The organism is Affinibrenneria salicis, from assembly GCF_008710095.1.
Genome location: NZ_VYKJ01000006.1, coordinates 174,578 through 196,127, shown reverse-complemented (window position 1 = coordinate 196,127; position 21,550 = coordinate 174,578). Strand labels below are relative to the sequence as shown.

The window sequence follows — 21,550 nt, the reverse complement described above, 5'->3', positions numbered from 1 at the left end:
TGTCACTCGGCGGAGAAGTATTTCTTATTCAGCGCGTCCAGTTGACCGTCGGCGCGCACGCTGGCCAGTCCCTGATTAATTTTCTCCAGCAGGGCGCTATTCTTTTTATTGATGGCGATCGCCACGCCTTCGCCGAATTCCGGCGCGTCTTTTCCGGTCAGACGCGGCCCGACCAGCTCGTAGTCCTTGCCGCTCTCTTTTTTCAGGAAGCTGTGAATAATCTGCGCCTCATAGCTCATATGTACATCGGCGCGGCCGGCGGCGAGGTCAAGATAGGGCGCGCTGCCGCCGTCGTAGCGTTTGATGGTGCTCTGACGGTAATTTTTCGACACCCAGGCGTCCATCGGCGTGCCGGTTTGCACCGCAATGACTTTGCCCTTCATGCCTTGCGGCGAGGTATCGCTAATCGCGCCTTTACGCGCCACGAAACGGAACACCGGACGTTCGTAGATATCGCTGAACGCCATGACTTTGCGGCGCGCGTCGGTCACCGTCAACTGCGAGATCAGCGCGTCGTACTTGCCGGCGATCAGGCCGGGGATCATGCCGTCCCACGCGGCATTGATAATGTTGCAGTCAAGCGCGGCCGCTTTGCAGACCGCCTCCGCCAGCTCAATGTCATAGCCGACCAGCTTGCCGGCGTCGTCCACCGACTCAAACGGCGGGAAGGTGGCGTCGGTGGCGATGGTGATCGGCCCGTTGGCCAGCACCGAGCCTGCCAGACTCATAGCAGCGACAGCCAGCAGCACTTTTGACATCTTTTTCATCATTACATCCTCTGGTTGGTTCGTTTAATACGTCATCTCGCAACGGGCCGCGGCCCGTTCGCTTATCACTGATATGTCGTCTGGCGCCGCGCGCGATCAGGCGCCCATCGGCGGCGGCACAATGACCCAAATGGCGGTGCACACCTCCGTAGCCGAAGTATTGCGCCACGTATGGGGCAACGACGGTTTAAAGGTCAGCGTGTCGCCCTTGCTCAACACATAACGCTGCTCTTCAATCACCACTTCGAGGCTGCCGCTCAGAACATGCACCATGTCCTGAGCGGCCTTCAGGGTATAAGGCTCCGTGCCGGAGCCCCCTGCGGGATCGATCTCCGAAAACAGCACCATCATCTCTTCGTTGCCGGCGCCGCTAATCAGGTACTCGCGCATGTTCTCGCCGCCGAGGCTGATCGGCGTGCCCTGGCCGGCGCGGACAAAGTTGGTCGACGGCGGATCAAACAGTTTTGACGGCGTAATGCCCACGACCTCGCATACGCGCAGCAGCGTGGCGATCGACGCCTGCGTCACATTGCGCTCCAGCCGGCTGATAAACGATTTACTGACGCCGACCTGCTGCGCGACTTCTTCAATGCGCATCCCTTTGGCCTTACGCAGCGCGCGCAAACGTATCCCCACGTTAAAATCTTCGGCAACGTCGCTTTTCCTGCTACTCTCTGACTGGTCGCCATGAACTGAATGAGGCATCCCGCACCCTCTTGTTGCATATTAGGTAACTTTTATGGTTACCTGCATCTCCCATGCCACTTTTCGTCTTCGACAATTTTTTGTGCATTCCCGCTCAGATCACGCACCGTTCCCGCCAAAGAAAAATAGAAACATCATATTGAAATTAAATAAAATAAAGACATGAGTCCGGATGAAAAACGCCTTTAAGGAATAAGGGAAAAGCGCGGACGCTCAATAAATTCGCAAAAAATTCGCCTTATGACAGGCGTAAAAAGTTGCATGGAAGTTCAATTTTCGCCGTCATCGGCGCGGGATGTGCCACATGATGGAATAATCTGCCGCTATTTGGTGCAAACGCGGGCGGACGATGAACGGGAAAGGCGCGCGCCGCACAGAGAAGCGAAAGCCGTTCGGCCGCCGGCCGGTTCCCCGCCCTCGCGCCGTCCATCGCTTTATGCGCCGCGCCGGCTAGCGGGCGCGCGAGGTATTCAACTGCGGCGTCAGAAACGCGCTGCGGAAATACTGGCGCAGCGCCTGCATCGGCGGGGTAAATTCGATATCGCGGCGCCAGGCCAGCCCCACGCTCATCGGGTGCACATTATCGGTCAGCGAACGGGTTTCGATACGCCGCCCCTCCAGCGACCAGGGACGGTAAACCAGATCGGACAGGATGGCGACCCCAAGCCCGTTCGCCACCATGCTGCGCACCGCCTCCACCGAACTGGTGCACAGCATCACCCGCGGCCGGCGTCCGCACTCTTCCCAGTAGCGCATGGCGCTCTGCTCGGCCTCATCCACCGTCAGCATAATAAACGGCTCATTCGCCACATCCGTCAGACTGACCTGCGGCTTGTCGCACAGCGGATGCCGGCTTGGCAGCCACAGCCGTCGCTCCGAATTAAACAGCGTTTCGGCGGTGATCGAAGGATGAGTCAGGTTGCCGGTCAGCACCAGCGCCATATCCAGCGCATGTTCGAGCAGCCCCTTTTCGATATCCTCGCGTTCGCGCTCATATAGATTGATATCGATGCGCGGAAAGCCGAGCGACAGCCGCTGCAGATGGAACGGCAGAAAATAGCCCATGACCGTATAGCTGGCCGCCACCCGCAGCGAGCCCTGGATACGGTTATCGGTCAGCGGCAGGTTCACCGCGTCATCCACGCTGCGCAGAATAGAGTAGGCGTGATTGAGAAAATAACCGCCGCTTTCGGTTAGCGTCATACCGTGCACCGAACGCAGAAAAAGCGGCTTGCCGAGCATATGCTCCAGTTCCTGGATGGCGCTGGTGACCGCCGATTGCGAAATATTCAGCTGAATCGCCGCCTGGGAGACCTGGCCCAGTTCAGCCGTGGCGACAAAGTAGCGAACCTGACGCAGTGTTAACATAAGTTTTTCCCCGAACAGTGAGCGATCTGTTTTTCAGATGGCAAGCCATCAAAAAATACTTCTTTTCGTCATTAATGCTTTATTCCTATATTATTTTTAAACATCCACGCCACAAATAAGAAATATTTATGATGAATAAAGTCGATATTAATGCCGATATGGGCGAGAATCTTGGCCACTGGGTTGTTGGCGACAATATTGATAAAAAAATAATGCCGCTCGTCAGTTCCGCCAATATAGCAACTGGCTTTCACGCTGGCGATCCAAATATTATGCGCCAAATGGTCGAACTGGCAAAATATCACCATGTCTCCGTCGGCGCACATCCGGGATTTCGCGATCTGCACGGTTTTGGCCGCCGGCATATGCATATTGAACCGCAGGAGCTGATTAATGACGTTATTTATCAGATAGGTGCCCTGCGGGAATTCGCCAGTCTGTATGGCGTGCCGTTGCGCCATATAAAACCGCACGGCGCATTATATATGCACCTGGCGCAGGACGAGGCCGCCGCGCGGCTGTTCATCACCACGCTGCATGCTCTGGCGCCCGATCTGCTGCTGTACTGCATGCATGGCTCAATAGTATGGAATATCGCTCTGGAGCTTGAACAACCGGTAGTATGCGAATTTTATGCCGACAGGGACTACAACAACAGCGGTTCTATCGTCTTCACCCGCCGGGTCGCACCGCCCGATCCGGCGCAGATCGCGCGTAAAGTGCTGCGCGCCTGTCAGCAGGGCAAGGTGCTGAGCACCGAGGGTAAGGATATTCCCATCTCTTTTGACTCGATCTGTATTCACAGCGACACCCCCGGCGCCTATGAGGTGCTTAAAACAACGCATGACTTATTAACGGCTTCAGGAATAAAAATAAAATCACCAGAACATATTTTCCGTCACGGCCAGCCGGAAAATAAAACCCAGGAGTTACAGAAATGAGCACTCATGAAATCATCTCGCCATTACCTGGCATTTTTTACCGGCAGCCGGCGCCAGAATCGCCGCCGTTTATTAATCCGGGAGACACGGTAGAGAGCACTACCGTGATTGGGCTGATTGAGGTAATGAAGCAATTTACTGAAATTTATGCTGAGCAGACAGGCCAACTACAGGCGTTCGCCATCAATAATGGTGAGGCCATCGAACCCGGGCAGATAATAGCCATAATAAAAACTGATTCCTGATAAGAAAAGGAAGATTAAATAACGATGAACAGCGCGATAAAAAAATTGCTGATCGCCAACCGGGGAGAAATCGCCGTGCGCATTATCCGCGCGGCGCAGGCGCTGGGTATTCCGACCGTAGCGGCGTGCAGCGAGGCCGACGCCGACTCCCTGCCCGCACGCATGGCCGACGAAGTGCAAATTATCGGCCCGGCGCGGGCCGACCAGAGCTACCTCAATCCTCAGGCGCTGCTGCAGGCCGCCCTGCGAAGCGGCGCCAACGCGCTGCACCCCGGTTATGGTTTTCTGTCGGAAAACGCCCACTTCACCCAACTGGCGGAAAACGCCGGTCTGATTTATGTCGGCCCGCAGGCCGAAACGATCCGCATCATGGGCGATAAGGCCGCCGCGCGCCGCACCGCGCAGGAAGCCGGCGTGCCGGTAGTGCCCGGTTCGAAAGTGCTGGAAACATTGGATGCGGCCCTGCGCAGCGCCGCCGAAATTGGTTATCCACTGCTGATCAAGGCCGCGGCGGGCGGCGGCGGACGCGGCATTCGCGCCGCCGCCAGCGATGAGCAGCTGGCGCGGGAGTTTCCCATCGCGCAAAGCGAATCAAAGGCGGCCTTCGGCTCCAGCGCCATCTATCTGGAACGCTTCATTCCGCGCGCGCGCCACATTGAGGTGCAAATCCTCGGCGACGGCGAGCGGGCGATCCACCTGTTTGAGCGAGAATGTTCGCTGCAGCGACGGCGACAAAAAATCTTCGAAGAGGCGCCCTCGCCGGCCCTGTCCGCAGCCCAGCGTCAGGCGCTGTGCGACAGCGCGCTGCGTCTGGCGCAGCATTTGCGCTACCGCGGGGCCGGCACGCTTGAGTATCTGTTCGATGAAAACAGCGGGCAGTTCTACTTTATCGAGATGAATACCCGTATCCAGGTGGAACACCCGGTGACGGAGATGATTACCGGCGTCGATCTGGTGCAGTGGATGCTGCGCATTGCCGGCGGCGAAAAATTGACGCTGCGCCAGCAGGACATCGCCATCCACGGCTGCGCCTGTGAAATGCGCATCAACGCCGAAGACCCGGATCGCGGCTTCTTTCCCTGTCCGGGAACGCTGGACAACGTGATCTGGCCGAGCGGCGACGGGATCCGCGTCGACAGCCACGTATTCAGCGGCTACCCGATTCCCCCTTATTACGACTCGCTGCTGGCCAAACTGATCGTACACGGCGAGCGGCGCGAGCAGACGCTGGCGCGCGCCAGCCAGGCGCTGACGCAGCTGCGGCTGAGCGGCGTCAAGACCACGCAGCCGCTGCACCAGTGGCTGCTCAACGACCCGCGTCTGCTGGCCGGACGTTTCGACACCACGGCGCTGGAACAGTGGCTGGCCGAGCGCCATACCGCCAGTCAGGCGGCGCTACCGGAGGTATAACGTGGAAAAGAGTGCGATTCGCTATAGCTTCGGCGGCGACGAACATCTGTTCGCCGAAATCGATGAGTCCATGTCGCTGGAAGCCTTTTTCCGCGCGCTGACGCTCACCCGGGCGGTGGAACAGCTGGCGCTGCCCGGCGTACTGGATATTTGTCTGGCCAACGCCTCCTTTCAGATCCGCTTTAATCCGGATCTGCTCGCGCCGCAGACGCTGCTCGAACAGGTACAGCTCGCGGAGCGGCACGCGTCGGCGGATCAGATCCTGGCGACGCGCATCATCGAGATCCCGGTGCTGTACAACGATCCATGGACGCACGAAACGCTGATGCGCTTTCGCGATCGTCATCAGGATCCCTCCGCCACCGATCTCGAATACGCCGCCCGCATCAACGGCTTTCAGGATAGCGAGGCCTTTATCGATGCGCACAGCGGCACGCCGTGGTTCGTTTCGATGGTCGGTTTCGTCGCCGGTCTGCCGTTTATGTACCAGATGACCGAGCGGGAAAAACAGCTGCAGGTGCCGAAATATCTGCGGCCGCGCACCGATACGCCGCGCCTGTCGCTGGGCCACGGCGGCTGCTTCGGCTGTATCTACTCGGTGCGCGGGGCCGGCGGTTACCAGCTGTTCGGCGTCACGCCGGCGCCGATTTACGATCCGAACCAGCGCCTGCCTTACCTGCGGGAATCGATGGTCTTTTTCCGCGCCGGCGACATCGTCCAGTTCCGCCCCATCGATCGCGACGCCTACGATCAGGCGCTGCAGGAAGTGGACAGCGGCGCCTTCGCGCTGCGCATCCGGCCGATCACCTTCGAACTGGATAAATTTACCGCCGATCCAGAGGGGTACAAACATTATCTTCAGGAGGTGCTGTATGCGGATTAACGTGATTAAGCCCGGACTGGCGACCTCGGTGCAGGACGGCGGTCGGGAAGGTTATTACCATCTGGGCATCCCGCCTTCCGGCGGACTGGATCAGTACTCCCTGCGCATGGCGAACCTGCTGGTGGGCAACCCGCCCGATGCGGCGGTGCTGGAGCTAACCCTGATGGGCCCCGAACTGCAATTCGAGGCCGACGCGCTGGTGGCGCTGTGCGGCGCCAGGATGATCCCGCGGCTGGATGGCCAGCCCATGCCGCTGAACAGCGTATTTCGCGTGCGGAACGGGCAGGTTCTGAGCTTCGGACCGGCCAGCGCGGGCTGCCGCGGCTATCTGGCCGTCGCCGGCGGCATTCAGGTGCCCGAGGTGCTCGGCAGCCGTTCAACCTATACGCTCGGCGCGCTGGGCGGTTTTCAGGGGCGCACGCTGAAGGCGGGCGATGTCATCCGCCTGGGCGACGCCGCCCGCGCCGACCCGCGTGAGGGGCTGAGCGCGCCCGACGAATTTGTGCCCGCGCTGGCCCGCGAAGTGACGCTGCGCATGGTCACCGGCTTATATATTCACCGCCTGACGGACGACGCCGTCAGCCGCTTCTTCGACGACACGTGGAACGTCAGCACCGAGGCCGATCGTATCGGCTATCGGCTCAAAGGCGGCGCGCCGCTGGCCTTCCACCCGCGCACCCCGCCGTTCGGCGCGGGGTCCGATCCCTCCAACATCGTCGATGCCTGCTACCCCATCGGCTCGGTCCAGGTGCCGGGCGGACTGGAACCGATCGTGCTGCTGCGGGACGCCGTTTCCGGCGGCGGCTATATGACGCTGGGTACGGTGATCAGCACGGATCTGGACATTATCGCCCAGCTTCAGCCTCATCACCGCGTGCGTTTCGTGCCCGTCACGCTGGAGCAGGCGCTGGGCGCCCGCCAGGCGCAGCGTCAGAAACTGGAGCAACTCAGCCAGCGGCTCTCCGCTGTCTGAGGCATGCGGTCCGCGGATTTTCGGCCGGCGATGAGCGCCGTATTCGCAAGCCGGCCGCGAAATCCATCACACGCCGGCCTACAGCCGGTCGACTTCAGGACGGTGAAGAACGGCCTGCCGGCTCCCGCGCGGCCAACGCATCCGCAACCTGAGGTATGACGGGTATAACAAATCATTGACGGGGGTCTATTATGCACCAGCAATCTCAGTCGTCGCGCGACGACGACGCGCTCGCCGACCAACACACGCCTGACGCGGAACGGATGGGGAAACTCTCGCTCACCATGGCCTGGTGGGCGGTATGCAGCGCGCTGTTCTACATCGTGGTGGGCGCCTCGCTGGCGCTCGCCTACGGCGCCTGGAATGCCATTATCGGTATGGTGTTATCGGTCATCAGTTATGGCATTATCAACGCGATTATCTCGCGCTTCGCCATCCGTACCGGCCTGTCGGTAGCGCAGTTCTCCCACTCTCTGTTCGGTCGAATCGGCTCCGCCCTCGCCACGCTGATCTTTTTTTCCACCGCCATCTACTACGCCGTATTCGAAGGCGCGGTCATCGCCTTCGCGCTCAACCACCTGTATCCGCAGTTGGCCTATCCGCTGGCCGCCGCACTGGTGGTGCTGTACAGCGTGCCGCTGATTTTCGGCAGCGTGCAGCACTGGCTGGACAAATTTAACGGCGTCCTGCTGCCGTTCTATCTGATCGGTCTGTTTATCACCGTCGCGGTGGCGATCCTCCATTACGGCTATCAGCCGCAGTGGCTGTCGCTCGGGCCGGCCGACCCGCCGCGCTACGGCTGGTGGAACTGTTTCACCTCGTATATGGGCGTGTGGATACTGATGATGTATACCTTCGACTACGCCCGTTTCGGCAAGCCGAAGGACAGTCGCTATCATGCCCGCTTCAATTTCGGCATGCCCTTTTACCTGATCACTTTTCTGCTCAATGGCGTGGCCGGCATTTATCTCGCCAGCAGCTTTCCGCACGAAGGGACGCTGAGCGAAACCGCGGTGGTGCTGTCGATCCTTAATCTGCTCGGCCTGTGGGGATTGGTCTTCGTCTGGGTCACCCAGACGCGCATCAATACCGCCAACTATTATCTGGCCACCCTTAACATGCAGGTGTTTTTCGATAGTCTGTTCCGCCTGCGTTTCCGCCGCATCCTGTGGGCCTGCATCGTCGGCGTCGTGGTTTACCTGCTGATGCTGGCGGACGTATTCGCCTACATCCTGCAGGCGTTGGCCTACCAGGGCGTGTTCGTGGTCGCCTGGGTCGGCATCGCGCTCAGCAGTATTCTGCTGTCCGGCCGTCAGACGCCGCCCGCCAGGCAAGTCACCTTCAACCCCAGCGGCCTGATCGCCTGGTTTGGCAGCGTCATCGTCGGTATTATTCTGATGCACAGCGGCAGCCAGTGGTCGACCCTGTCGGCGCCGGCCACCTTCGTGCTCGCCTTTCTGATCTATCATCTGCTCGCCCGCCAGGCGCGTATGGCGGCGCAGAAAACGTTGATGACTACGGAAAAACCCTAACCTGTCGCACCCGCTGTCCGGCGGGTGCGCCTTTACGCCGGCAGGTACAGTCCGGTATCCACCATCCCATCTTCATCCAGATCGTAAGAATTGAGCATGATGCGCCCATCGTCGGCGATAAATACGTCGTTAAAATCCCCGATCGCGAAGCGGGCCGGCGAGAGGAAGTTGCCTACCGCGATGCAGTGCGCCTGTGCCCGGCGCGCAGCCATAATGCCGTGGTCCGAATCCTCAAAGATCAGCGTTTCCTGCGGTTCCGCGCGCCAGAATTCCATCGCCTTGCGGTAAGACTCCGGGTGCGGTTTGCCTTGCGCCACATCGTCGCCGGTCACCACGCAGAAAAAACCGGCCAGCGGATGCTGACGTAAAATACTGCGCACCTTATTGCCCGAACTGCCGGTTACCATGCCCATGCGCACGTTTCTGTCATACAGCGCGCGATAAAAAGGCAGTAACCCCGACAGCAGGGCATAGTCCGCCGCCACCTCCAGTTGTTCCTGTTGCTGAGCAATGCTCCGCCTGGCGTCGGCATCGAAAGCATGAAAAATCCGCTCCAGCGTGTATTGCACGGCGGCGCCGATAATATATTTCTCCAGTTGCTCATCGCTGATGGCGATAGCATGCTGCGCCGCCACCTGACGCCAGGCCGCGGCGATCACCGCCCGGGAATCGACGATGACGCCATCTAAATCAAACAGTACAGTAGTAATCTTTTGCATAGGGCAGCTCCTGTCCTCACAAACAACCGGGCGTCGGGGAAACGGGCTTAATCCCTCTGCCGCCGCAGAAATAACGGGCATGTCCTCACTGGATCGTCGTTCAGCACTGCCGGCCCCGCTTAATGTCATTGCAGCGCAGGCGGCCCATGCGCCTGAACACGTCCTGAAATTTATTCAGCGCCAGATGAGAGCTCACCGCTCTGACGGAGACGGGCGAGAGATAAAACGCCTGTTCTATCAGGCGGATAATCAGCGTCCCGCACTCCTGTTCGGTTAACGCTATTGGGACTATCGTTTCGTGCTTAATCAGAAAAATATAGTTTTCCACCGTGCACCTCATGGATACTCGCTATGTCTGACAGATATCCGCCCGCGCGCGGCGAAAATGGGGGCAGTTGACGTCAGCGCAATGTGGGGGAAACCAGATATAGTCAATAATATCAATCAGGTATAATGAATATGTTTCATCGTTCGATGAGGAGATGGAATGGATACGGGGCTTATTAAGGCGTTTATTATGCTGGCGGAGGCGGGGTCTTACCACGAAGCGGCCGCCCGCCTGTTTATTACTCAGTCGGCATTAACGAAAAAAATTAACCGGCTGGAACAGCAGTCGGGGCTGACGCTCTTCAGCCGCGGCAGAACGGGCGCGCGCCTCACCGCCGCCGGACAATATCTGTTAAACAGCGCCCGGCGCTTTATGTCGGAAGAGAAAGCGTTTCTCGACAGGGTGCAGTTCGCCTCGGCCGGTCATATCGGCCATTTAAATATTGGTTTTGGTCTGTCGAGCCTGCGGCTGGCGCCCGATTTAATTTCACGTTTTAAAACCGAGCACCCGGGCATTTCCATTAACCTGAACGATATGGCCTCCGCGCAACAAAAAGAACGGCTGCTGAACGGCACACTGTCGGTCGGTTTTCTGCGCCTGCCGGTCAGCGCGCCGTTAACCGCCCTTCCCTTAATCAGCGATAACCTGGTGCTGGCCGTGAATAAAGATCTGTTTGTGGATCAACCGGTCGACTTTATTCTGCGTAACGCGCCGTTTTTACGGATGAGCGACGTGCGCTGTTCGAGCCTGAACCGGCGAGTGCTGCTCTACCTGGAACAGAAGAAGCTGCATATCAACATCAGCCAACAGGCGGATGATATTCTCACCCTGCTGGCGCTGGCGGCGGCGGGCACCGGCGTCAGTATTTTGCCGGAAAGCTGCGTCTACCTCGGCATGGAGAATATCAGAACGCTGCCGCTGCCCGAGACTCGCTGGCAATCCGGCATAGCGTGGAACCCGGAGGAGGCCGACCCGGTGCGCGATTTGTTTATCGCCACCTGCCGGCGCCACGCGCCGCCGCAGCCGGCAGAGGCCGTCAGTTGAGCCGCGCGAGACGACAGTCACGGCGTTAGTCAGTGCCGGCGGCGTGCGCGGTCTCCCAGCTCAGACCGAAGCGCGCCAGATATTTACGCAGCCGGTCGGCGTCGTTGGGCTGCTTTTTCTGCTGGCGCGAGACGGCGAACAGCTGACGCCCCGCAGCCGACAGCGTATCGGCCTGGCGACAGACCTTTAGCACAGACTCCAGCTGGCTGCGCTCGAACAGGTCAATCTCGCCGACGGCGGCCGGAAGCGCCGGTTCGCTCTCATCCTGCCAGTGGTCATACAGACGGCCGATCTCTTCCTCCACCAACGCCAGAGTGATGCGCCCCTGCTCCGCCAGCGTCGCCATGCGCGCGACGGAAGCGCCCAGTTCGCGAAAGTTGCCGCGCCAGCGCGCGCGTTCTGAACAGGCGAAGGCGAGGTAGCGTTGACGCGCATCCTTGTCAAAACGCACCTGAGTCTGCTGCGACTGCGTAAAACGCTGTAGCTCGAACGCCACGTTGGGCTCAATGTCTTCCCGGCGCTGCGCCAGCCCCGGCAGCGGAAAGGTCCACATATTGATACGCGCGAACAGATCTTCGCGAAAACGCCCCTGCGCGATCCACGCGCGCATATCGCGGTGCGTGCCGGCAATCAGCTGAAAATCGCTGCTGACTTCTTTATCAGAGCCGAAGGGAAAGAATTTTTTTTCCTCGATGGCCTTCAGCAACATCGCCTGCTCATCCAGCCCCAGCTCGGCGATTTCATCCAGAAACAGAATGCCGCCGTCCGCCTCGCGCAGCAGTCCCGTTCTCGCCTGCAGCGCGCCGGTAAAGGCGCCTTTAACGTGGCCGAACAGCGTGGACATAGCGTTGTCGCCGCGCAGGGTGGCGCAGTTGACGGCGACAAAACGCCCCTGCACCAGATGGCGCGACTCGCGCAGTTGATAGATGCGCCGGGCGAGGAAAGATTTGCCCGCGCCGGTCGGGCCGGTGAGCAGCATCGGCGCGGAAGATCGCAACGCAACGCGCTCAATCTGATCGATCAGCGCGTTAAAGGTGGCGTTGCGGGTTTCAATACCGGATTTCAAAAAGGACACCGAACTCTGCTGCTCGCGCAGGAAACGGCTGGTCAGCGTGCTGTAGCGGCTGAGATCGAGATCGATAATCGAGTAGACGCCCTGCGGCGCCGGGCGTTCGGACTTGTGCGCCGGCGCCGTTTGCAGCAGTCGGGCGGGCAAATAGCGCGCCTCGGTCAGCAGGAACCAACAGATCTGCACCACATGCGTACCAGTGGTGATATGTACCAGATACTCCTCGTTTTCCGTATCGAACGGATACTGGCTGACGAAATCGAGGAACGCGCGGTACACCTCTTCAAAATCCCACGGATCGCTCAACGCCACTTCATGCGGACACACGCGGGTCGCCGGCGACACCTGTCCGATATCCCCGGCCAGTTGCTGTGCCATAGGCAGATCGCGCGGCTGATGCAACAGCTCCAGCCGATCGACGGGTAAATCCGGGTGCTGGCACAAACCCAGCGTCGGCCGCCATTTGTTCCAGCGATTGCTGTGCTTGCCGCGCTTGTCCAGGGTGGTGCCCAGTACGCCTATCACTACTCTGCGTCGCATAGTCTATCCATTGATATAAAATACTATCTATAAATATAAATTAATTTACCCTTCATGCAAACATCGTCGGCGCACGATAAAAATAATTTATTTATTTTTCATTATGTTATTAAAATTTATTGCTTCATGAAAAAACTGGCACGTCTTTCGCTCTATACAGCAGGTAACGCGAAACACACCAGGAGAAAAAAATGGAAAAAACGGATTATCAACTGATCGCGCAGAACAATAGCGCGCCGGTAAAAATGTGGACCCATGGCGTTCCGGTCGATGAGAAGGCGCGCGACCAATTGCTGAACACGGCCAAAATGCCGTTTATCTTCCGCCATCTGGCGGTGATGCCGGATGTGCACGTCGGTAAAGGCTCCACCATCGGCAGCGTGATCCCGACGCGCGGCGCGATTATTCCCGCCGCCGTCGGCGTGGATATTGGCTGCGGCATGATTGCGGTGCGCACCTCGCTGAACGCGGCGGATCTGCCGGATAACCTGACGGGGATCCGCAGCGCCATTGAGCAGGCTGTGCCGCACGGACGCACCTCCACGCGTTCGAAAAGGGATAAAGGGGCGTGGGAAAATCCGCCGGCGTCGGTGGACGCGCACTGGGCGGCGCTGGCGCCGGGGTTTAAACGCATTACGGATAAATACCCTCAGTTGCTGAAAACCAACAACCATCAGCATCTGGGCACCCTGGGCACCGGCAATCACTTTATCGAGGTTTGTCTGGATGAAGCGCAGCGCGTCTGGGTGATGCTGCACAGCGGGTCGCGCGGCGTGGGCAACGCCATCGGCTCGCTGTTTATCACCCTGGCGCAACAGGATATGCAGCAGCACATCGCGAATCTGCCCGACCGCCAGCTGGCTTACTTCGCCGAAGGCAGCCGCCATTTCGACGATTACATGGAGGCGGTGGGCTGGGCGCAGGAGTTTGCCCGACTCAACCGTGAAGTGATGATGCAGCACGTACTGAGCGCGCTATCCCGGGCGATCCCTAAACCGTTCGCCACCCATCAGGAGGCGGTAAACTGCCACCATAACTATGTGCAGCGCGAGCAGCATTTTGGCGAAGCGGTGCTGGTCACGCGTAAAGGCGCGGTTTCAGCGCAGCGCGGCCAGATGGGCATTATCCCCGGTTCGATGGGGGCGAAAAGTTTTATCGTGCGCGGCTTAGGCAACGAAGAGAGCTTCTGCTCCTGCAGCCACGGCGCCGGACGCGTCATGAGCCGGACCGAGGCGAAAAAACGCTTTACCGTGAGCGACCACATTCGCGCCACCGCGCACGTGGAGTGCCGTAAAGACAGCGAGGTCATCGACGAAATCCCTATGGCCTATAAAGACATTGATGCGGTGATGAGCGCGCAGTCTTCGCTGGTGGAAATCGTGCATACCCTGCATCAGGTGGTGTGTGTAAAAGGATAAGGATCATGATGAACAAAGAATTTGCCGCGCTGGCGCCCGGGATGTACGACCGCGTGCGGCGAACGCTGCGCGAGGTGGAGGAACGCTACAACGTACGCATACTTTACGCCTGCGAATCGGGCAGCCGCGGCTGGGGTTTCGCTTCGCCCGACAGCGATTATGACGTGCGTTTTCTCTATGTGCATCCCCCCGAGTGGTATCTGACCGTTGAGCCGCGACGGGATGTCATCGAGCTGCCGATAGACAGCGAGCTGGATGTCTGCGGCTGGGAGTGGCGCAAGGCGCTGGGTCTGCTGAAGCGGGCCAACCCGACGCTGATCGAATGGCTCGATTCGCCCGTCGTCTATCGGCAGGATGACGCAACGCTGGATGCGCTGCGCGCCCAGGTGCCGGCATGGTTTTCGCCGCAGCGCGCCCGCCATCACTACCTGTCGATGGCGCGCAAAAATTTTCGCGGCTACCTGCAGGGCGAGGAAGTACGGCTGAAAAAGTACTTTTATGTGCTGCGCCCGCTGCTGGCGGTGCGCTGGATAGACGCCGGGAAAGGCATGCCGCCGATGAGTTTTGATCGACTGGTGGCCGCGACGGTCAGCGACCCGCGTCTGCTTGATGAAATCGAACGGCTGCTGGCGATAAAACGGCGGGTGGGAGAGGCGGAGTACGGCGCGCGTTCTGCCCCCATCCACGCCTTTATCTCGCAACAGCTGGAGCAGGCGGCCGCGCAGCCGACCTTAGCCGCCAATCAGGCGGCCGACGAGGCGCGCCTCGACGCGTTGCTCTATCGCACCGTGATGGCGTAAAGGTCGGGCGCGGGTTTGCTCAACTATCGGCTCGCCGGCGGGCCGCTGACGTCGGTGGCCTGTCAGGCGCCGGGCCAGCGGCCCGACGCTGAGATATACTATAATCATCAGGTTTCAGTCGGCGACCGTAAATACTCCCTCAGGGGCGCGGGCCGGCTGCGTAACGTCTGGATTGCGCGGTTTCAGGAAAATGAATTTCCTGACGAGATAACGACAGGGACAATAAAAATAATGAAAAAAGACAAAATGTTAGGTCTGGAGATAAATAAACGTCTGGATGCCATGCATATTGCCAGTCTGGAAATATTCTGCGCCACGGCGAAAAGCGAAAACTTCTCCACCGCAGCCGAGGATCTGGGGATTACGCCGGCGGCGGTCAGTCGTTCGATAAAGCGGCTGGAAGAACGGCTCGGCTTCCGTTTATTTCTGCGCAACACGCGGCGTACCGGCCTTACGCAGGATGGCAGAGATTATTACGAAAAATGTTCAGAGATTATTGAGCTGCTAAAAGAGAGCGAACTGGCCATCAAGTCTAAAATTAACGCGCCGGTCGGGCGAATAAAGATAAGCGTGCCGGAAATGTTCGCCAATTATAAAATCATCCCCTACCTGCCCGAGTTTTGCGATAAATACCCATTAATCAAAATCGATCTCCACGTCACCAGCCGCAACGTCGACTTCATCAGCGAGATGTTCGATATCTCAATCCGGCTGATCCGATCCAATACCCAACTGGACGGTTTCCTGGTGGAAAAAACGCTATGCGTCGTTTCCTCGGGCTTGTATGCGAGCCCGGCCTATCTGGCAAAGAATGGCGCGGTGAATACGCTGGACGATCTGAAAAAACACAAATGCATTAATTTCAGCACCAGCGAAGAAAACCGCAGCTTCCCGTGGCTGATTATGAACGGAGACATTCCGGCATGGATAAAAACGGAATCGCAGGTGCGGATATTCGACAACATCAGCTCGGCTCGCGATTTCGCCCTGAATGACGGCGGTATCGTACAGCTGTTCGATTTCTCGGTGCAGGACGCGTTGAACAACGGCAGTCTGGTTGAAGTACTGCAAAATTTTAAGGTCGAAGATGCCTGGAAGTTCTCGTTCCTGTACTCCGGCTCAAAAAGAAAATCAGTGAAGGTAAAAGCCTTCACTGATTTCTTTTATCAAAAATTACAGGCGGAAGCGTGATGCGCCGTTACTCGAGGAACGGCATCCTCCCCTCGCCGAATGACCAGTTTTCCGCCACGTTCTCCATCAGACAGACCAATACATCGCCCGGCGCGATGCCCAGATGCGCGGCCAGCGTGACGGAAAGTTTTTCATACAGCTTTTTTTTATCTGTCTGGCTCCTTCCTTTATTTAACGTTATCCTTAACAGAACAAGATTGCGACTATACTTAATGCCGAACAGTTCATCCGGCACAAACATATCGTCATCACTAAAAGTTTTAAAATACACGAACTTTGCGCCCGCTTTCACATTCAGGACGTCTCTCAAACAGTCATAGACATCGCGGGCGATAATGTTCTTCTGTTGCGCTGAGTACTTATTACTTAAAAACGATTCAATTAATGGCATAGTTTCACCACAGGTTCAAAATTTGGAGGCGATAAATAAGCACTTTTTATCCGGGAAACGCATAGCGCACATTTCCCATTCCTCCAGAACGTGGATCCCCCCGAGGATATGCTGCTGAACGTCAATCACGACGGAGAACAGCACCCGATAACCATTTTTTAATAGATTGCGTCTGTTTTCCGCATGGCCGACGACGAATAAAAAGCTATCCGAAGCATCTTTGTCGCGCAACATATAATCCTGATGCTGCACAAGATCACTAATCTCAATATCCGCCGAAGCGTCCGTCTCATAGCCCTGATTCTTGCGGCCGTAGTTATCTTCCAGTCGAATAAGATCGAATTTATCACGCGGATTTTCTATCTCAATCAGATGAATGCCGTGCTCGCCGGCCGATGTGGAATGAAATACGCCGCGTTTGATATATATCTTATCGCCTTCCTGCAGATTAACCACTTCACCATTAATAAAATGGGTAATCCCGCTCCCTTTCAGACAAAGCAGCGCGGTATCTTTCTTGGGATGACAATGCATGGAGGTGGAGCCGCCGGGATCGATCGATAATTTCCATGCGTCGTACAGATTATCGGCATAGATACGGTATTCGTACCCCCACGGTTTCTTGATCAGATAGTTCAGATAAGTATCGGACGTGATATTCTCAGACGGTAGCTTATATAGGGAAAGCGCCTTTTCAAGAAAAAGAAGGTCCTTTTCTTTAGCTTCATAAAAATATGACATACATTAACCCTCATTAATTAAAAGTCTTCTACGAAAGGAAATCGACCAGCGCCGCAGCGATTAATGGCGAAGACTCTGGGTTTTGACCAGTAATAATATTTCCATCAGCGACACAATGCGGAGTCCTTTTCTCGCCCTTAACAAAAATAGCGCCCTGTTTCTTTAATTCATCCTCGACTAAAAAGGGGACAACGGAAGTCATGCCGACCTTCTCTTCTTCTTCATTAGTGAAACAGGTGACTTTTTTCCCTTCACAAACAGGTCTGCCGCTCTTTGCCGATACGGCGGCCAGCAGACCCGCCGGGCCGTGGCAGATGGCGCCCACCGCCTTGCCCGCGTCATAAAACTGAGAAACCAGCCGGCCAATAGCGGGAGTCTGACGGAAATCCCACATCACGCCGTGCCCGCCCGGCATAAATATCGCGTCATAGTCACGCGGATCAATCTCGCTGATGGCGACGCTTTCCCTTAATTTCTTCAGATACTCGTCGCTATCCAGCAGCCACTGCTGCGCCTCGGTTCGGATGCTTTTCGGCCGCAGCGTGCGGTATTCGATCGGCGGCTCCCCGCCGCGCACGGAGGCGATCGTCGCCTTCCACCCTTTATCTACCACGGCTTTCAGCGGGATGGCCAACTCATCAAGATAAAAACCTGTCTGTCGATTTATTTCTTCAATTTTGCAAACGGAAGTCACCAAAAATAATACACTTTTCACTCTTTACTCCTCCTTGACCGCACGTGTTAAATCAATCTCTGTTTTTCTTCTTCCGAGAATATTATTCACTACCAATGCAACTATCGTAATCAGCGCGCCGACAATCTCGATATGAGAAATAGCGTGGCCCTGATAAATGCCCACAATAAACGTCACCACCGGAACCAGGTTGACGAACAGGATCCCGTTCACGGCGCCCAGGCCTTTAATTCCCGCATTCCAGGTAATAATGACCGCGGTGGTTGCCACCAGAATAAAAATATCTAACCAGGTATTGTGCAAAACCGCCATCGCAGGCGGGTGGGCGAAATGAAACAGGGTGGCCAGGACGGTAATAACAATAATACTCATCGTGCCAAGTGCGGAACTCAGAGCCGTGACTCTTAATGCGCTCCAGTGATTCAGCGTTTTCGCGAAATAAGTATAAATAACCCAGCAGATTGTAGCCGCCAGCAATAGCAGATCGCCGATAAAGCTGGCGGACGCGCTTAAACTATGAAAATCCCCTTTGGTAATAACGATAACAATACCGATAAAGGCAAAAATTGAACAAATAATCGTTTTTAAATCTGGCTTCATTTTTTCCACCAGCGAACTAATCAAAATAGACAGCATCGGCATCAGCGCCAGAATAATTGTTGCGTGTTCCGCCGAAGAAAAGGTTACGCCAATAAAAGTCAGAAAATTAAGCCCGGCGAAACCAATAGTGCCAAACAGCCACAGTTTAAACCCGTGCCCTTCCAGCCGGTAACTGCCCTTCCCTTCAACCGTTAATAAAATAAGAGAAACCAGGATGGTCCCCAGTCCGTACCGGATTAACGTAAGATAATAGCCATCAATGCCCGACGAAACCGCATGTTTGGAGGAAGGATACATAATTCCCCATGCAAACACGGTTATAAGTAAATAAATAACGGCCATCGTTTTCCCTGATTGCTCTTTGCTCATAACATCTGTCCTGACGAGATAAAAATAATTTTAATATTTATCTCTTTTTTTTGAACATTGTCACTACAGGTACGGTAATTACAGTTATTACCAAATGTAATTACCGATGAGGAAAACATAGCGTCCTGACTGGCGCCATTCGCGAGGCGGATCGCGGTACGCCGGCAGGCTCGATCTCCGCGCCACACGCCGCTATTGCGCCGGTCAGACGAATATTGAGAAGCGAAAATTCCGCGGCGACGAAAGAGGAAATAGGCTGTCCCGACGACCCAATATAGCCTCTTCGCTGGCGAGCGCCAGAGCGGCCGGGCAGGAATATATCAGAATATTCTGTATCCGCAAACGGACCGGCGAACGGCGGTCTGAGGGGCCTGACTTAATGAAAATGTTAATTTTGTTAAAGTTCGGCCGGCAACTTCCGATAGAGTTACCATTAGCATCAGTTGCGAGACGGCAGACCTTTAGCATGCGAGAAAATTTACCCGTAACCCAGAGCGTCTATGCTTTTCCAGGCGATCAAACCCTTATCTCCATTACCGATCTGACTGGCAGTATTACCTACTGCAACGCCAACTTTATCCAGGTCAGCGGTTTCAGCAGCGAAGAACTGCTGGGCCAGCCGCACAACATCGTCCGCCACCCCGATATGCCGCAGGAAACCTTCCGCGATATGTGGGCCACCATCAAGGCGGGTCTGCCCTGGACCGCGCTCGTGAAAAACCGCCGCAAGAACGGCGACTACTACTGGGTACGCGCCAACGTGACGCCGGTGCGCGATGGCGAACGCACCGTCGGTTTCCTGTCGGTGCGCTCGCGGGCGCCGGATGAAGAAATTGCCGCCGCAGAACGCCTCTACGCCATCATGCGCAAGGAGAAAGAACAGGGGCGCAGGCGCCACGTCCTGCACCGCGGCCAGCTGGTGCGCCGCACGCTGACGGGCAGGCTGGCCAGCTGTCTCAACGTAGGGCTACGCAGTCATATCGTAGGCATGAGCGTGCTGGCGGCCGGCGGCCCGCTGCTGGCGCAGGCCTGTCATGCGCCGTTATGGGCCGTCGCGACGTCGGCGGCCGGCTGCGCGATACTGTCCGCCTGGTGGCTGATGCGTCAAACTGTGGCGCCGCTGCGTCAGGTGGTGGCGGTCGCCAACCTGATGGCCGGCGGCGATCTGACCCGCTTCGTACCGGTAACCGGACGCGGCGAAATCGCCCAGATCCAGTTGGCGCTGGCGCAGCTCAATGTCTCCGTGCGCACCGTGGTGCGCGATGTGCGCCACGAAGTGGCCAACCTGCTGGGCAGCACCCAGGAGATCGCCAACGGCAACAAAGACATGGCCAGACGCACCGAATCTCAGTCCGGCAGTCTGGAACAGACCGCCGCCGCCATGGAGCAGATCTACAGCACCGTCCAGCAGACCACCCAGTTAGCCAATGACGGCGCCCGGCACGCCCGACTCACCGCCGAGACGGTACTGCGCGGCAACGACGCGGTGCAGGGCGTGGTGCGCACTATACAGGCCATCGCCGAATCGTCGCAGCGCATTCAGGACATCATCCAGGTGATCGAAGGCGTCGCCTTCCAGACCAATATTCTGGCGCTGAACGCGGCGGTGGAAGCGGCGCGCGCCGGCGAACAGGGCAAAGGCTTCGCGGTGGTGGCGTCTGAAGTCCAGTCGCTGGCGCAGCGTACCGCCGGCGCGGCCAAAGAGGTTCGCAGCCTGATCGAAGAGTCGGGAACACGGGTGGACGAAGGCGGCCAGCGCGCCGCCGACGCGCTGGCCCGGATGCAGGAAGTCACCGACGCGGTAAGCCAGGTGAGCGGCATGCTGGATCAGATCAATACCGCCGCGCGCGAGCAATCCCTCGGCGTCGGTCAGGTAAACGGCGAAGTCTCCAGCCTGGATACCATCACTCAGCAAAACGCCACCATGGTGGACGATCTGGCGATGGCGGCCAACGCTCTCAACCGCCAGGTGGCGCTGGTGCACAACACCATCCGCGTATTCCGTCTTACCGATCGCGATACCACGCTGGCGGAAGTGGACGCCGGCGAACTGCGCCAGACGCAAAAAACCGATCTCGTCAGCGCGGATGGCCGTATCGACTTTGAACATGCCATCGCCAGCCACCAGCAGTGGCGCGTCAGGTTGCGCAACGCCATTAACCGTAAGCTAACGCTGCAGCCGAAAACCGGACACGACGACAACTGCCCATTGAGCGCCTGGCTGCATGGCCCCGGCAAGTCGCGGCTGGGCGGCACGCCGGCCTACGACGCGCTGGAGACGGCGCACCGGGCATTCCACGCCGAGGTGGATGCGGTGGCGGATCTGATCAACAGAAAGAAAATGACAGAGGCGGAGCAAAAACTGGCCAACAATCAGCCGCTGTATGATATCGGCCAGCAACTGACCCAGGCGATTCGCGCGCTGGAGGGTAACGGCTGATGGCGCTGCGCGTGCTGGTCGTCGATGACGATGTGCTGAATCTGCGCATCGCCGCCCGATTATTACGCGATCTGGGCCACTCCGGGGCGCTGGCGACGGATGGCGAAAAGGCGTTACAGCTAACGCAACAACAGCGCTTCGATCTGATGTTGCTGGACATCAGTATGCCCACCCTGAGCGGCGACGAGACGCTGCGTACGCTAAGGGCGCAGGAACAGCAAGCCGGCGCGCGGCGTCTGCCGGTACTGATGGTCTCCGGCCACGGCGGCGAGGAGACGCGGCGCCATTTTATCGCCCTCGGCGCCAACGGTTTTCTGGAAAAACCGCTCTCGCTGACGGCGCTGCGGGAAGGGCTGGCGCAGCTGGCCAGAGGCTGAAAGGT

General features: G+C 57.6%; 22 protein-coding genes. 12 read left to right on the top strand and 10 right to left on the bottom strand.

Going from position 1 to position 21,550, the window contains the following annotated elements; all coding sequences use genetic code 11:
- Positions 1–2: 2 nt before the first annotated feature.
- From FJU30_RS13610 to FJU30_RS13600, 3 genes are all read right to left on the bottom strand, one after another.
- Positions 3–767: a transporter substrate-binding domain-containing protein gene (locus FJU30_RS13610; RefSeq protein ID WP_150435625.1), complete on the bottom strand. Its 765-nt coding sequence runs from the start codon at positions 765–767 to the stop codon at positions 3–5.
- Positions 768–863: 96 nt separating this feature from the next.
- A complete protein-coding gene (locus FJU30_RS13605) occupies positions 864–1,472 on the bottom strand; it encodes a helix-turn-helix domain-containing protein (protein WP_150435512.1) in 609 nt (202 codons plus the stop codon).
- Between the two features lie 450 nt (positions 1,473–1,922).
- Positions 1,923–2,840, bottom strand: coding sequence for a LysR family transcriptional regulator (locus tag FJU30_RS13600; protein WP_150435511.1), 918 nt, complete (start codon positions 2,838–2,840; stop codon positions 1,923–1,925).
- Positions 2,841–2,968: 128 nt separating this feature from the next.
- Here FJU30_RS13600 and FJU30_RS13595 point away from each other — a divergent pair, with 128 nt between their 5' ends.
- The 6 genes from FJU30_RS13595 to FJU30_RS13570 all read left to right on the top strand — a co-directional run bounded on the left by FJU30_RS13595 (position 2,969) and on the right by FJU30_RS13570 (position 8,824).
- Positions 2,969–3,781, top strand: coding sequence for a 5-oxoprolinase subunit PxpA (locus FJU30_RS13595; protein ID WP_223881580.1), 813 nt, complete (start codon positions 2,969–2,971; stop codon positions 3,779–3,781).
- Positions 3,778–4,026 (top strand): acetyl-CoA carboxylase, encoded by a 249-nt coding sequence (locus tag FJU30_RS13590; RefSeq protein ID WP_150435510.1) that lies wholly within the window; start codon positions 3,778–3,780, stop codon positions 4,024–4,026. The genes FJU30_RS13595 and FJU30_RS13590 overlap by 4 nt, the downstream gene beginning before the upstream one ends.
- Before the next feature lie 24 nt (positions 4,027–4,050).
- Entirely contained in the window at positions 4,051–5,436 is a 1,386-nt protein-coding gene (locus FJU30_RS13585) for an acetyl-CoA carboxylase biotin carboxylase subunit (protein ID WP_150435509.1), read from the top strand.
- Between the two features lies 1 nt (position 5,437).
- On the top strand, positions 5,438–6,319 hold the full coding sequence (locus tag FJU30_RS13580; protein WP_150435508.1) for a 5-oxoprolinase subunit B family protein: 882 nt from the start codon (positions 5,438–5,440) through the stop codon (positions 6,317–6,319).
- Positions 6,309–7,292, top strand: coding sequence for a 5-oxoprolinase subunit C family protein (locus FJU30_RS13575; RefSeq protein ID WP_150435507.1), 984 nt, complete (start codon positions 6,309–6,311; stop codon positions 7,290–7,292). Before FJU30_RS13580 ends, FJU30_RS13575 begins: the two co-directional genes overlap by 11 nt.
- A gap of 191 nt (positions 7,293–7,483) precedes the next feature.
- Complete coding sequence (locus FJU30_RS13570; protein WP_150435506.1) at positions 7,484–8,824, top strand: purine-cytosine permease family protein; 1,341 nt, start codon at positions 7,484–7,486, stop codon at positions 8,822–8,824.
- A gap of 32 nt (positions 8,825–8,856) precedes the next feature.
- On the opposite strand, the gene FJU30_RS13565 is transcribed toward FJU30_RS13570, so the two are convergent.
- Complete coding sequence (locus FJU30_RS13565) at positions 8,857–9,543, bottom strand: HAD family hydrolase (protein ID WP_191091597.1); 687 nt, start codon at positions 9,541–9,543, stop codon at positions 8,857–8,859.
- A 100-nt stretch (positions 9,544–9,643) separates the two neighbouring features.
- A complete protein-coding gene (locus FJU30_RS13560) occupies positions 9,644–9,871 on the bottom strand; it encodes a hypothetical protein (protein WP_150435504.1) in 228 nt (75 codons plus the stop codon).
- Between the two features lie 159 nt (positions 9,872–10,030).
- On the opposite strand from FJU30_RS13560, the gene FJU30_RS13555 reads away from it, so the two are divergent.
- A complete protein-coding gene (locus tag FJU30_RS13555) occupies positions 10,031–10,915 on the top strand; it encodes a LysR family transcriptional regulator (RefSeq protein ID WP_150435503.1) in 885 nt (294 codons plus the stop codon).
- A gap of 25 nt (positions 10,916–10,940) precedes the next feature.
- Here FJU30_RS13555 and rtcR read toward each other — a convergent pair whose 3' ends face one another.
- Positions 10,941–12,524 (bottom strand): RNA repair transcriptional activator RtcR, encoded by a 1,584-nt coding sequence (rtcR, locus tag FJU30_RS13550; RefSeq protein WP_150435502.1) that lies wholly within the window; start codon positions 12,522–12,524, stop codon positions 10,941–10,943.
- Positions 12,525–12,715: 191 nt separating this feature from the next.
- Here rtcR and FJU30_RS13545 point away from each other — a divergent pair, with 191 nt between their 5' ends.
- From FJU30_RS13545 to FJU30_RS13535, 3 genes are all read left to right on the top strand, one after another.
- Positions 12,716–13,942: an RtcB family protein gene (locus tag FJU30_RS13545; RefSeq protein WP_150435501.1), complete on the top strand. Its 1,227-nt coding sequence runs from the start codon at positions 12,716–12,718 to the stop codon at positions 13,940–13,942.
- An 8-nt stretch (positions 13,943–13,950) separates the two neighbouring features.
- Entirely contained in the window at positions 13,951–14,742 is a 792-nt protein-coding gene (locus FJU30_RS13540) for a nucleotidyltransferase domain-containing protein (protein WP_150435623.1), read from the top strand.
- A gap of 231 nt (positions 14,743–14,973) precedes the next feature.
- Entirely contained in the window at positions 14,974–15,933 is a 960-nt protein-coding gene (locus tag FJU30_RS13535; RefSeq protein ID WP_150435500.1) for a LysR family transcriptional regulator, read from the top strand.
- Positions 15,934–15,940: 7 nt separating this feature from the next.
- On the opposite strand, the gene FJU30_RS13530 is transcribed toward FJU30_RS13535, so the two are convergent.
- The 4 genes from FJU30_RS13530 to FJU30_RS13515 all read right to left on the bottom strand — a co-directional run bounded on the left by FJU30_RS13530 (position 15,941) and on the right by FJU30_RS13515 (position 18,728).
- Entirely contained in the window at positions 15,941–16,204 is a 264-nt protein-coding gene (locus FJU30_RS13530) for a tautomerase family protein (RefSeq protein WP_263406729.1), read from the bottom strand.
- 135 nt (positions 16,205–16,339) lie between these two features.
- Positions 16,340–17,065, bottom strand: a complete 726-nt coding sequence (locus FJU30_RS13525; protein ID WP_150435498.1) for a cupin domain-containing protein — start codon at positions 17,063–17,065, stop codon at positions 16,340–16,342.
- Positions 17,066–17,093: 28 nt separating this feature from the next.
- Positions 17,094–17,780 carry a type 1 glutamine amidotransferase domain-containing protein gene (locus FJU30_RS13520; RefSeq protein WP_150435497.1) on the bottom strand — a complete coding sequence of 229 codons (687 nt, stop codon included), beginning with the start codon at positions 17,778–17,780 and terminating at the stop codon, positions 17,094–17,096.
- Between the two features lie 3 nt (positions 17,781–17,783).
- Entirely contained in the window at positions 17,784–18,728 is a 945-nt protein-coding gene (locus tag FJU30_RS13515) for a DMT family transporter (RefSeq protein WP_150435496.1), read from the bottom strand.
- Positions 18,729–19,194: 466 nt separating this feature from the next.
- On the opposite strand from FJU30_RS13515, the gene FJU30_RS13510 reads away from it, so the two are divergent.
- A complete protein-coding gene (locus FJU30_RS13510; protein ID WP_150435495.1) occupies positions 19,195–21,168 on the top strand; it encodes a methyl-accepting chemotaxis protein in 1,974 nt (657 codons plus the stop codon).
- A complete protein-coding gene (locus FJU30_RS13505; RefSeq protein WP_150435494.1) occupies positions 21,168–21,545 on the top strand; it encodes a response regulator in 378 nt (125 codons plus the stop codon). Before FJU30_RS13510 ends, FJU30_RS13505 begins: the two co-directional genes overlap by 1 nt.
- The last annotated feature ends 5 nt before the right edge of the window (positions 21,546–21,550 follow it).

What these genes read in the sequence shown, in the direction of transcription:
- FJU30_RS13610 (WP_150435625.1), bottom strand. Translation starts at nt 767, where the DNA reads ATGAAAAAGATGTCAAAAGTGCTGCTGGCTGTCGCTGCTATGAGTCTG.
- FJU30_RS13605 (WP_150435512.1), bottom strand. Translation starts at nt 1,472, where the DNA reads ATGCCTCATTCAGTTCATGGCGACCAGTCAGAGAGTAGCAGGAAAAGC.
- FJU30_RS13600 (WP_150435511.1), bottom strand. Translation starts at nt 2,840, where the DNA reads ATGTTAACACTGCGTCAGGTTCGCTACTTTGTCGCCACGGCTGAACTG.
- FJU30_RS13595 (WP_223881580.1), top strand. Translation starts at nt 2,969, where the DNA reads ATGATGAATAAAGTCGATATTAATGCCGATATGGGCGAGAATCTTGGC.
- FJU30_RS13590 (WP_150435510.1), top strand. Translation starts at nt 3,778, where the DNA reads ATGAGCACTCATGAAATCATCTCGCCATTACCTGGCATTTTTTACCGG.
- FJU30_RS13585 (WP_150435509.1), top strand. Translation starts at nt 4,051, where the DNA reads ATGAACAGCGCGATAAAAAAATTGCTGATCGCCAACCGGGGAGAAATC.
- FJU30_RS13575 (WP_150435507.1), top strand. Translation starts at nt 6,309, where the DNA reads ATGCGGATTAACGTGATTAAGCCCGGACTGGCGACCTCGGTGCAGGAC.
- FJU30_RS13570 (WP_150435506.1), top strand. Translation starts at nt 7,484, where the DNA reads ATGCACCAGCAATCTCAGTCGTCGCGCGACGACGACGCGCTCGCCGAC.
- FJU30_RS13565 (WP_191091597.1), bottom strand. Translation starts at nt 9,543, where the DNA reads ATGCAAAAGATTACTACTGTACTGTTTGATTTAGATGGCGTCATCGTC.
- FJU30_RS13555 (WP_150435503.1), top strand. Translation starts at nt 10,031, where the DNA reads ATGGATACGGGGCTTATTAAGGCGTTTATTATGCTGGCGGAGGCGGGG.
- rtcR (WP_150435502.1), bottom strand. Translation starts at nt 12,524, where the DNA reads ATGCGACGCAGAGTAGTGATAGGCGTACTGGGCACCACCCTGGACAAG.
- FJU30_RS13545 (WP_150435501.1), top strand. Translation starts at nt 12,716, where the DNA reads ATGGAAAAAACGGATTATCAACTGATCGCGCAGAACAATAGCGCGCCG.
- FJU30_RS13540 (WP_150435623.1), top strand. Translation starts at nt 13,951, where the DNA reads ATGAACAAAGAATTTGCCGCGCTGGCGCCCGGGATGTACGACCGCGTG.
- FJU30_RS13535 (WP_150435500.1), top strand. Translation starts at nt 14,974, where the DNA reads ATGAAAAAAGACAAAATGTTAGGTCTGGAGATAAATAAACGTCTGGAT.
- FJU30_RS13525 (WP_150435498.1), bottom strand. Translation starts at nt 17,065, where the DNA reads ATGTCATATTTTTATGAAGCTAAAGAAAAGGACCTTCTTTTTCTTGAA.
- FJU30_RS13515 (WP_150435496.1), bottom strand. Translation starts at nt 18,728, where the DNA reads ATGAGCAAAGAGCAATCAGGGAAAACGATGGCCGTTATTTATTTACTT.
- FJU30_RS13510 (WP_150435495.1), top strand. Translation starts at nt 19,195, where the DNA reads ATGCGAGAAAATTTACCCGTAACCCAGAGCGTCTATGCTTTTCCAGGC.
- FJU30_RS13505 (WP_150435494.1), top strand. Translation starts at nt 21,168, where the DNA reads ATGGCGCTGCGCGTGCTGGTCGTCGATGACGATGTGCTGAATCTGCGC.